Here is a 9,569-nt window from a genome sequence, read left to right on the forward strand (position 1 = left end):
GGCTCCGCTCTCATGCGCCAGGCCATCACCGAGGCCACCCGCCTCGGCCACGGCGCGATCCTGCTCGTCGGCGATCCCGGCTACTACGAACGCTTCGGCTTTACCGCCACCAAGACCGCCGACCTTGCAATGCCCGGCCCCTACGAGCGCCACCGCTTCCTCGCGCTGGAACTGGTCGACGGATGGCTGGATGGTGCGAAGGGTACGCTGAAGGCATCCGGCCGCAAGGTGAGCGAGGTTTTGGCTCGGGCTGGGTGAGGGGCGATGCCTTGGCCCCACCACCGGCTTCGTCGTTGTTGGGCGTAGCCGTAGCGCTTCCCATGAAAACGCGTTGCTACTGTCCTTCTGCCTTCTGGCATAGATCCTCGGGTGAAGCCCGAGGGTGACAAAGCGGAGGAGCTATATGCAACCGTCCTCATTCTGAGGCGCGAGCGAAGCGAGCCTCGAAGGACGCACTTCGCTCATTAAGCACTTCCGGTCTATTGGCCGCTCGCGCCCTTGATGGCGATCTTGCCCTTGCGCCCCGGTTCCCCGCTTGCGCTCACGGCCTTGGCGATGTCTTCGATCGTATAAGCGGCTTCGATCGGGAGCTTCAGCTTGCCCGATGCGGCATCCCTGATCAGTTCGTGCAGCAACTCGGCGATCCGTTCAGGCTTCACCGGCGGCTTGGCACCCCAGAAGCCCTTGACGGTGATGCCGCGGAACAGGAGGTCGCCTGCCGCGATCTTCAGCGGCTGCTGCGTCATCGCGCCGAAACTGATGAGTTCGGCGCCATCGGACGCCACGCTCAGCACTTGCGAAGGTCCGTCGCCGCCCAACGAGTCGATCGCGCGCGACACTGTTGCGCCGCCGACCATGGCGCGCGCTTTATCTTGCCAACCATCTTCATCGGTCGCCACCACATTGTCGATGCCTTCGGCACGAAGCTCTTCAACGGCCGCCTGGCGCCGGACCAAGCCGAGAACCTTGACGCCACGCTCGGCACCGAACTGCGCCATCATCTTGCCGACCGCGCCATTGGCGGCGTTCAGCACCACCCACTCGCCGGATGGCAGGTTCAGCGATTCCAGCAGCATCTTGGCCGAAAGCGGCATCGAAACGAGCTGGCACGCCGTTTCGTTGTCGACGGCATCCGGGACCGGCACGGAACGCTTGGCGTCGGCGAGATAGAACTCCGCCCACGTGGCGCTGGCGCCGCCTGCCACGCGCTGCCCCACCTTCAGGTTTGTGACGCCATCGCCCAGCGCTTCAACAATGCCCACGGCTTCGGTGCCGGGGATCGACGGAAGATCGGGCTTGATCCCGTATTGGCCGGCGATCGTCATGAGGTCATGGTTGTGCACGGGCGATAACACCATCCGCACCAACACCTGACCATGCCCCGGTTTCGGCTGATCGCATTCCTGACTGGTCAGGACCTTCTCAGGCGTTCCAAACTGCTTGTAAACGGCGCTTTTCATCGCCCGCTCCTGTGTTTTCGGCTTTGAGAGACAGCACTGTCCCTCCACAGACGATGCGGCTGCCGGATGGTTCCCGGATGGGGCGACGCACGTCACGCGCCAATGTCCTACCGCCTGTGTGGCAGTCGCTGCGGCTCAGCAATGAAAAAGTCGTCGGCATCAGTCCTTGGGTCAAGGCCAAGGATGACGACGAGGATGGGACGCTTCACAGCCAGTCCTCATCCTGAAGTGCGACCCGCAAGGGCGACGCTTAAAGCAGCTGGCTCAAGGCCATGGCGGCGGACATGTCGCCGTCTACCTTGAGCTTGCCGGACATGAAGGCGGCAGTTGGGCTGAGGTCGCCGGCGACGAGGTCTTCGAAATTGGAACGCGATATGGTGATCGTGCAATCGGCCGGCGCGTCTTCGGTCGTGACCTTGCCGCCGTCGAGCACGATCACGCCCTCGCTGCCCAGCACGAACTTCACGGACTTGTCGAAATCGGCATCGGCGACGCGGGTTTGCAGCTGTGCTGCGATTTCCTGCAGGGTCATCAATCTCTCCTCGGGATGGTGGGCATCTAAGCCCTGCCGTGATGTATGGACCGCTTCCGTTTACGTCAACGTGACAATTCAGGGGGGTGCGGAGGAGAGGATCAGCAGCTTCAAAGTTTCAGAACCAACTAATGTTCGGGAACAGTCTTCGTTGTGAAGACTTATTGCGACGATGATCAATGAGCGACGTAGTCGCGAAGGAGAAGAAGATGCGTAAGGTTCTGACATCCGCGGGTCTGGCACTCGCAGTGACGGCTGGCTCGCTCGTAGGCGGCATGTCGTTTGCCTCCGCACAGGGCATTCAGCTGGAAATTGGACCGAATGGCGTGCGTCCGGTCGATCGTGACCGCGATCGCGACCGCCGTGGCCCGCCGCCACGTGGTGGTTGCTCGGAGCGCGAAGCCCGCGCTGCAGCCCGCGACGAAGGTCTGCGCGACGGGGAAGTGATCCGCGTGACCCCGCGCAGCATTACCGTTGAAGGTGAAACACGCCGTGGCCGCACCGAAACGATGCGCTTTGCCAATGAGCGTGGTTGCCCCGAGCTGTAAGCAGTTCGTACCGACGAAAAAGCCCGCCTCAATGGCGGGCTTTTTTATTCCGCCGCAGCGGGCAGGTGCATGGCGTCCATGAGCGGAACGGCCTTGCCGAGCAAGACATCTTCCTGCGGAAACAGGCTGCGGATTGCGCGCAGGGCCTCGTAGATCTGGTTGTTGCCGACCATCCGGTCGATGTCTTTCAACCTGGCAAGCATTTCATCGTCCTGGAACGTTTCGAGCAAAACCGGCAGCGTCTGGCTGAACATGGTGCGCGCTTGGTCCGCGCCTTCCGGGTTCATCAGGATGATCTGAACGATGAAGTAGAGCTGACGCAGCGGCGATGTCGCATCGTCGGCCTGCATGACGTGGTTTTGCAGCAGGAACTGCACGTCGTTGAGGAATTCCAGCGAGACCTTGCGATCGACGCTGATCACCGCGCCGTTGACATAGATCTTTTCGCCGGGCTTCAGCGCGATCTTCAACCGGCTTTTCAATTCAGTCCGTCCCTGATTGTGCTCGACGCGTCGATCAGGCCGTCGATGTCGGCGGAGCGTCCCAGCCGTAGAGCTTCGGCTTCGGCCATGAGCCAAGAGCCGACCGCAATCAGATGATCGCGCAGGTCCTGTGGCGTGGAGTTCTCGGGTGCCTGGAGATCGCCGACGAAGCTCGTCCAGATCCGGTGCACGAACAAGGCGGCTTCAACCGCTTGGCGCGATCGCGGGCCGGCGTCACGCGCGTCCTGGAGAAGCTCGATGGAGCGCGACAACAGCTGCCGTTCGCGATCACGCGCATCGGCTATCGTATCGGCTGGGATGTCGGCATAGCTGAACTGGTACATCGGCTTCTGTGCTGGCGTCAGGCCGATCCGGCAAGCGCTTCCACCGTCACAATGGCGAAAGGCGCTTGTGCGAAGCTGTTGGCTTCCCGGTGGTTCAAGCCATCAACTGGTAGCCGAGGAAGCGCTTGGATTCGATGGGATCGAAGCCGAGCTTTTCGCGCAGCTTCTTGCGCAGCTTGGAAATGTGGCTTTCCACTACGTTCTCTTCGACGGCATCGTCGAACAGGCCGTAGATCGCATTGAAGACCTGCGACTTGGTGACCCGGCGACCGCGATTGCTCGCCAGATATTCAAGAATGCGGCGCTCGCGGCGCGGCAAGGGCAGGGGCGCGCCATTGATCTCGGGATCGCGGCCATCAGTATAGATGCGCATCGGGCCGACTTCGGTGTAGCTCACCACATCGTCCTGCACGCGGCGGCGGATGGCGGCAATGCGGGCCAGGATCTCCCGAATATGGACGGGCTTGCGGATCACGTCGTCGACGCCGGTTTCAAACAGGCGAAGCGTGTTTTCCAGGGAATGATGCTCGCTGAGCGCAATCACGGGTGCAGCGGTGCGGCTGCGGATGGCGCGGGGCGAGACCTTGTCTTCGGAGCATTCGCCGATGAGAAAGGCGCGGACGGACTTCAGATCGGAGGGTGCGACGCTTTCGACCCAGTCGCCGAATTCAGCAGACCGGAAACCAGCGCTTGCGATGCCTTCCCTGTTGAAGAGCGATTGATACCCTTCCTTAACCAGGTCTCGTTCATCAACAATCACGATCATCGTGCAGCCCCCGAATCAGCTCCGTCATGAGCTGTTCAACGGGTACCGACTGCGTGGAATCCCTGACAGTACGAGTTCTTATGAGGATGATCTTGGGAGTCCCGTGACTTAAATGGTTAACGGGCTTTCGGGCGCATCGCGTTGGTCAGGCTGAAAGCCTTGTTCTGCAAGACTTTGAAGGCTGTGTGTGCTTGGCTCAGCAATGTGCTGCCAGCCCTCGTCCAACCGTCCCTCCTGAAAATTACTGTGGCCGTCAGACCACAGATTCAGCGGAAGAGCGACAGGATCGACTGAGTGGGGGCGTTGCCGAGCGAAAGTGCCTCGATCGCCGTGCGCTGTTGACGCTGCAGAGCCTTCAATCGACGCGAGATTGCACCGGCTGCAGCATCACTCGACTGAGTAACCACCGGGCTGCGAAGTCGCACTTCCGCCGGTACGAAGCGCGGAGTTTCGACGGCGATCTCGGTAGTAGCGTTTGTCATATGCCGCCCAAGTGGAAGCTTCCGCGAGAGAGGTCCCGCCCCGATTGTTGTGGCACAGAAAAGTCACCAATCCCCTAAAGCTTAACGCATTCGTTCAAACTTTAACCAACGGCTGCTCACCGAGAACATCGTGCTCGCGTGATCCATGCTCAAACAAGTTTCGGTGGATACCTTAACTCCGTCGCGGTTCTCCAAGCGGCCGCGGCTCTTGTCCGCATCATCACCAACAAGAAACCTGTTGTTGCGCGACCATGAACCGACAAGATAATTCCGAAGCACGGGAAATCATCGTCGCCAACGCGATCAGCGAAGTCGTCGCTGAATTGCGCATGGTCGATGTCGCCGATTACCTGGCTTTCCTGCGTTTCGAACAGTTCGCCTCGATCGCCGACATCGTGGAATCCGCCGCCGAGCTCTACTTCATGCCGGGCACGTTGAAGCTCGGCCATGGTGGGGAGGCTGTCGTGAACTGGGGTGAGGTGCCCAGGATCAAGCTCGACCTCGAACTGCGACCGCGCGGCGCCACCGTTTACTTCACGCTGAGGCTGGAAGACGAACAAGCGGGCGTGGAGGTGACCTATGTTTCCTTCGACCAACCGACGCCGGATGCGGATGAAAACACGCGCAATCTGGCGGCGATGATCGAGCAGGCGCGCATCCGCAAGTCACCGCCGCGTAGGCAGGCGGCCGAACAGCGGCTTTAATCGATCAAGCCGAGACGCAGAGCCTTTGCCACCGCATGCATGCGGTTCACGGCGTCGAGCTTCTGCGTGGCATTGCCGAGATAGGTGTTGGCGGTGTGGATGGAGAGGCCGAGCCCGGCCGCGATTTCCTCACTGGTCTGACCTTCGGCCGTCAGGCGCAGGCATTCCAGCTCGCGACGTGAGAGTTTGGGCTGGCCATCCGCGTCCTTGACCCGCAGCGCGATCAGCCGGCCGAACAGATCGAGCGCCTGCATGTGGGCGCTGGCGAGCCGTTCGTCGTCGACGGAAAAATCAGGGCCGGTGAGAACCAGCATGCCATAGTCGGCGCGGTTGGCATGAAGCGGCATCACCAGACCGGCGCGCGATTTGCCGAGCGGGGTGGTTTGGGCAGCCCAGCGCAGGCGCTCGAAACGCGTGGCGGCCGGGTGATCGGATGCGGCCCACCAGGCGATGATGGTTGAAGACATCGTATGCCGCACAAGGGCAGCCGGCGCGTCCGATACAAGCTGCTGGCTCAGCGACGCGGCATCCGGATAGGCCGAATCCATCAGCGGGATCAGCTTGCCGGTTCGCCCCGATGTGACCGACAGAAGGCTGAAGTCCGAGGCGCCGAGGTCTTCCGACAATTCCAGCAGTTCGGCCAGGATCGGCATATAGGCTGCGGTGGCAGCCGGGGTCGCGATGGAGAAGCGCGTGCCGGAATGGAAGGAGCCGAGATACATCGTCAGATCAATCCGTGCCGGATCGCGGTGGCGATCGCCAGCGCGCGATTGCGGGCGCCAAGCTTCTGGATGGCATTGGTGAGATGGCTGTTGGCGGTGCTGGTCGACACGCCGAGAATGACGCCGACTTCTTCCGTGGTCTTGCCCTCGGCAACCCAGAACAGGCATTCGCGCTCGCGTTCGGTGAGCGGATCGTTGTTCGATGCCGTGCCGAGTTTGCCGGCCAGCATGGACAAGGCATAGCCGCAAAGCAGCTCAACCTTGGCAACCGCGCGCGTCACCAGCCGTCCCGTTGCTTCGGCCGAGAGAAGCAGGGCGTAGCGCTTGCTTCCGGCGCGCAGGGGAATACCCATGAGATCGACATGGCCGTAGCCGGCGAGAAGTTCGGCTTCGACGGGGGCGGGAAGCGCCTGCGCTTCAACCGGGTTGCGCACGGCCATGCGCACGATGAGGTCGAGGCCGATCAGGTCGATGGCGTCATAGATCCAGTTCGACGCGACGATCCGCGCTTTTTCGCCGGCTCGCGCGGTCAGGTCGATCAGCATGTAGCGATCCGCGCGGATGTCGCTGCAGATCTGGTGCATCAATTCAACGAGGTCGCGCCGCGCGTCCTGGACGGTTGCGGGCATCGCCAGCGCACCGGAAGAAGCGTGAAGTGCAGCACCCATCGTTGATCGAATCCCTCCCTGGGCCATGACAGGCATGACCGAATCTCGTCAAAATCGTTCAGACACACCGGTTCGAGCGCATCCGGAAGGCCACGCCAACTCAGCTCGACACACAGTCTTACGCGGGAAACACAGCCGGCTTCATGGCGACAAGCCACCGGCGAACGCGGGAACGAAACCGAAGTCCCGGATGGTCGCGACTAACGCCGCTGACCCAGCTTACGCACCTTCTGCGAACCCCTCCGCAACAAGCGCTTCAACCAACATCCCTTGATTCGTGGTTAACGTAGCTGGCGTGGATTCCGGTGTCAAAATGGAATTGCGGGCGGGGCAGTGGGATCGGCTTTTCCGGGCAGGCTCAGTGCCGATGCGCGACGCTTTGACCGTGCGTTAGCAGATTTGCGGCTGGACCAAGCGACCATCCCGTTTATTGTGCCTGTCAGCAGCCTTGTCATGAGGCCGGAACAAGAAGGGGAAGTACCATGATGAAGTCGCTTCTGAGCGCCACGTGCCTCGCGACCGTCCTGCTCACCGCCGCACCGATGCTGGCAACAGCCCAAGCAGAAGTTGTTTACAACCGCGGCAACGACACCGATCCCACCACGCTCGATCATCACAAGACCTCGACCATCCCCGAGGCCAATCTGATGCGCGACCTTTATGAAGGGTTGGTCGTGCCCAACGCCAAGGCCGAGGTTGTTCCCGGCGTCGCGGAAAGCTGGGAGATTTCACAGGACGGCCTGACCTACACGTTCAAGCTGCGGAACAACGCCAAATGGTCGAATGGCGACCCGGTGACCGCCGGCGATTTCGTATTCGCCTATCAGCGCATTCAGGACCCGAAAACGGCCGCGCCGTATGCGAACATGCTTTACCCGATCGTCAATGCGGAAGCGATCAACAAGGGCGAGAAGCAGGCTGCGGATCTCGGCGCCAAGGCGATCGACGATCATACGCTTGAGATCAAGCTCAACGCGCCGACCCCTTACTTCCTGCAGCTTCTGACGCATCAGGCCTCGTTCCCGCTGCATCAGAAGTCGGTTGAACAGTTCGGCGACCAGTACACCCGGCCCGGCAATATGGTGACCAACGGCGCCTATATGCTGGAAGCCTTTACGCCGAACGACAAGATCGTGATGCGCAAGAACCCGAACTTCCACGATGCGGCCAACGTCAAGATCGACGTCGTGAACTACATTCCATTCGAGGAACGCGCGACCTGTCTGCGCCGCTTCGAGGCTGGCGAAGTCCTGTCTTGCTCGGACGTCGACAATGCGCAGATGGACTACATGAAGGAGAAGCTGGGCGATCAGCTTCATATCGCGCCTTATCTCGGCTCCTATTATCTGCCGGTGAAGGTGAAGAAGGAAAAGCTGGCCGATCCGCGCGTTCGTCAGGCTTTGTCCATGGCGATCGACCGCGACTTCCTGGCCAAGGAAATCTGGCGCGAATCCATGCTGCCGGGTTACTCGATCGTGCCGCCAGGCATCGACAATTATCCCGACCCGGTCTTCCTGCCCTACAAGGACAAAGACATTCTCGATCGCGAGGACGAGGCCAAGAAGCTGCTTGAGGAAGCCGGCGTCGAGGAAGGCAGTCTGACCGTCGAGCTGCGTCACAATACCGGCGAAAACCACAAGAACACGATGACGGCGGTTGCCGACATGCTGAAGAACATCGGCGTGAACGCGACGATCGTGGAAATGGAAGGCACCGGCTACTTCGATTACATGAAGAATGACGGCGACTTCGACCTGACCCGTGCCGGCTGGATCGGCGATTATTCCGATCCGCAGAACTTCCTGTTCCTGTTCGAAAGCGCCAATCTCGGGTTCAACTATCCGCGCTGGTCGAACGCCAACTACGACAAGCTGATGGCGGAAGCCGCCACGACCACCGATCTGGCCGCGCGGTCCAAGATCCTGCGGCAGGCCGAAGAGCTGTTCCTGAAGGAAGTGCCGGCCATTCCGATCCTGTATTATTCGTCGACCGCGCTCGTGTCGCCGAAGCTCAAGGGCTGGGAAGACAACATCATGAACCAGCACGCAACGCGCTGGCTCTCCGTCGAGAACTGAACCGTTGATGCGGCCGGGCCGGGCTGACCGGTTCGGCTGCAAGCGTCCGATGCGACGGAGCCTCGTTTAATGTTTACCTATGTGCTGCGGCGCCTGCTGGGCGCCGTGCCGACGATGTTCGTTATCGTCACCATTGCCTTCTTCATGATCCGGCTGGCGCCCGGCGGGCCGTTCGATCTGGAGCGTCCGCTCGATCCGCTGATCATGCAGAACCTCGAGCGCGCCTATAATTTCGACAAGCCGCTCTGGCAGCAATATTTCATCTATCTCGGCAATCTCGCACAGGGCGATCTCGGCCCCAGCTTTACGCGGCGCGACTTTTCCGTTGTCGACCTGTTCCGTGTTGGTCTGCCGGTGTCGATCCAGATCGGCTCGCTGTCGATGCTGATCGCCTTGATTGTCGGCACGGTGCTCGGCGCGCTGGCGGCACTCCGGCAAAATAGCTGGGTGGATTACATGGTGGTGGGAACCGCCACCTTCGGCATCACCATCCCCACTTTCGTGATCGCGCCGCTGCTCAGCCTCTTGTTCGGCGTGCTGATGGGCTGGCTGCCGGCGGGTGGCTGGGGCACGTGGAAACACATGATCCTGCCAGTGGTCACGCTATCCCTGCCGCAGATCGCCGTGGTAGCGCGCCTGACGCGTGGCGCCACGATCGAGGCGCTGCGCTCGAACCATGTCCGCACCGCCCGCGCTTATGGCCTGCCGACGCGCGTCGTTGTCGGCGTTCATGCCTTGCGTGCCGCGATGCTGCCGGTCGTGTCCTATCTCGGACCGGCCGCGGCC

At 61.2% G+C, this 9,569-nt stretch carries 13 protein-coding genes; 5 read left to right on the top strand and 8 right to left on the bottom strand.

Features of this window, described 5'->3' with window-relative positions:
* Positions 1–258: N-acetyltransferase (locus RTX98_RS18285; RefSeq protein WP_312798224.1), on the top strand; the 258-nt coding region annotated here is incomplete at its 5' end.
* Between the two features lie 221 nt (positions 259–479).
* On the opposite strand, the gene RTX98_RS18290 is transcribed toward RTX98_RS18285, so the two are convergent.
* Positions 480–1,460 (bottom strand): zinc-binding dehydrogenase, encoded by a 981-nt coding sequence (locus tag RTX98_RS18290; RefSeq protein WP_312798225.1) that lies wholly within the window; start codon positions 1,458–1,460, stop codon positions 480–482.
* A gap of 250 nt (positions 1,461–1,710) precedes the next feature.
* Positions 1,711–1,992 (bottom strand): SCP2 sterol-binding domain-containing protein, encoded by a 282-nt coding sequence (locus tag RTX98_RS18295; RefSeq protein WP_312798226.1) that lies wholly within the window; start codon positions 1,990–1,992, stop codon positions 1,711–1,713.
* Between the two features lie 209 nt (positions 1,993–2,201).
* Between RTX98_RS18295 and RTX98_RS18300 the strand changes: the two genes are divergently transcribed.
* Positions 2,202–2,540, top strand: coding sequence for a hypothetical protein (locus tag RTX98_RS18300; RefSeq protein ID WP_416223170.1), 339 nt, complete (start codon positions 2,202–2,204; stop codon positions 2,538–2,540).
* A 44-nt stretch (positions 2,541–2,584) separates the two neighbouring features.
* On the opposite strand, the gene flbT is transcribed toward RTX98_RS18300, so the two are convergent.
* From flbT to RTX98_RS20825, 4 genes are all read right to left on the bottom strand, one after another.
* Entirely contained in the window at positions 2,585–3,022 is a 438-nt protein-coding gene (gene flbT, locus RTX98_RS18305; RefSeq protein WP_312798228.1) for a flagellar biosynthesis repressor FlbT, read from the bottom strand.
* Positions 3,019–3,366, bottom strand: a complete 348-nt coding sequence (gene flaF / locus RTX98_RS18310; protein WP_312798229.1) for a flagellar biosynthesis regulator FlaF — start codon at positions 3,364–3,366, stop codon at positions 3,019–3,021. Before flaF ends, flbT begins: the two co-directional genes overlap by 4 nt.
* A 94-nt stretch (positions 3,367–3,460) precedes the next feature.
* Positions 3,461–4,132, bottom strand: a complete 672-nt coding sequence (locus tag RTX98_RS18315; protein ID WP_189503080.1) for a response regulator transcription factor — start codon at positions 4,130–4,132, stop codon at positions 3,461–3,463.
* A 266-nt stretch (positions 4,133–4,398) separates the two neighbouring features.
* The gene (locus tag RTX98_RS20825; RefSeq protein WP_416223168.1) at positions 4,399–4,614 is read right to left on the bottom strand and encodes a hypothetical protein; all 216 of its coding nucleotides are present in this window, start codon (positions 4,612–4,614) and stop codon (positions 4,399–4,401) included.
* A gap of 251 nt (positions 4,615–4,865) precedes the next feature.
* Here RTX98_RS20825 and RTX98_RS18325 point away from each other — a divergent pair, with 251 nt between their 5' ends.
* Positions 4,866–5,318: a hypothetical protein gene (locus RTX98_RS18325; RefSeq protein ID WP_312798230.1), complete on the top strand. Its 453-nt coding sequence runs from the start codon at positions 4,866–4,868 to the stop codon at positions 5,316–5,318.
* Here the strand turns inward: RTX98_RS18325 and RTX98_RS18330 are convergent.
* Both RTX98_RS18330 and RTX98_RS18335 read right to left on the bottom strand, forming a co-directional pair.
* Positions 5,315–6,040 (bottom strand): helix-turn-helix transcriptional regulator, encoded by a 726-nt coding sequence (locus tag RTX98_RS18330; RefSeq protein ID WP_312798231.1) that lies wholly within the window; start codon positions 6,038–6,040, stop codon positions 5,315–5,317. The two genes, RTX98_RS18325 and RTX98_RS18330, sit on opposite strands and share 4 nt — an antisense overlap.
* Positions 6,041–6,042: 2 nt before the next feature.
* Complete coding sequence (locus RTX98_RS18335; protein ID WP_312798232.1) at positions 6,043–6,708, bottom strand: helix-turn-helix transcriptional regulator; 666 nt, start codon at positions 6,706–6,708, stop codon at positions 6,043–6,045.
* Positions 6,709–7,190: 482 nt separating this feature from the next.
* On the opposite strand from RTX98_RS18335, the gene RTX98_RS18340 reads away from it, so the two are divergent.
* Together RTX98_RS18340 and RTX98_RS18345 are read left to right on the top strand one after the other, a co-directional pair.
* A complete protein-coding gene (locus RTX98_RS18340; RefSeq protein WP_416223169.1) occupies positions 7,191–8,783 on the top strand; it encodes a peptide ABC transporter substrate-binding protein in 1,593 nt (530 codons plus the stop codon).
* Positions 8,784–8,852: 69 nt separating this feature from the next.
* A partial coding sequence (locus tag RTX98_RS18345; RefSeq protein ID WP_312798233.1) for an ABC transporter permease subunit occupies positions 8,853–9,569 on the top strand: 717 nt, incomplete at its 3' end.

The organism is Tianweitania sp., assembly GCF_032053605.1.
Taxonomy (GTDB): Bacteria; Pseudomonadota; Alphaproteobacteria; order Rhizobiales; family Rhizobiaceae; genus Tianweitania.

What these genes read in the sequence shown, in the direction of transcription:
- RTX98_RS18290 (WP_312798225.1), bottom strand. Translation starts at nt 1,460, where the DNA reads ATGAAAAGCGCCGTTTACAAGCAGTTTGGAACGCCTGAGAAGGTCCTG.
- RTX98_RS18295 (WP_312798226.1), bottom strand. Translation starts at nt 1,992, where the DNA reads ATGACCCTGCAGGAAATCGCAGCACAGCTGCAAACCCGCGTCGCCGAT.
- RTX98_RS18300 (WP_416223170.1), top strand. Translation starts at nt 2,202, where the DNA reads ATGCGTAAGGTTCTGACATCCGCGGGTCTGGCACTCGCAGTGACGGCT.
- flaF (WP_312798229.1), bottom strand. Translation starts at nt 3,366, where the DNA reads ATGTACCAGTTCAGCTATGCCGACATCCCAGCCGATACGATAGCCGAT.
- RTX98_RS18315 (WP_189503080.1), bottom strand. Translation starts at nt 4,132, where the DNA reads ATGATCGTGATTGTTGATGAACGAGACCTGGTTAAGGAAGGGTATCAA.
- RTX98_RS20825 (WP_416223168.1), bottom strand. Translation starts at nt 4,614, where the DNA reads ATGACAAACGCTACTACCGAGATCGCCGTCGAAACTCCGCGCTTCGTA.
- RTX98_RS18325 (WP_312798230.1), top strand. Translation starts at nt 4,866, where the DNA reads ATGAACCGACAAGATAATTCCGAAGCACGGGAAATCATCGTCGCCAAC.
- RTX98_RS18330 (WP_312798231.1), bottom strand. Translation starts at nt 6,040, where the DNA reads ATGTATCTCGGCTCCTTCCATTCCGGCACGCGCTTCTCCATCGCGACC.
- RTX98_RS18335 (WP_312798232.1), bottom strand. Translation starts at nt 6,708, where the DNA reads ATGGGTGCTGCACTTCACGCTTCTTCCGGTGCGCTGGCGATGCCCGCA.
- RTX98_RS18340 (WP_416223169.1), top strand. Translation starts at nt 7,191, where the DNA reads ATGATGAAGTCGCTTCTGAGCGCCACGTGCCTCGCGACCGTCCTGCTC.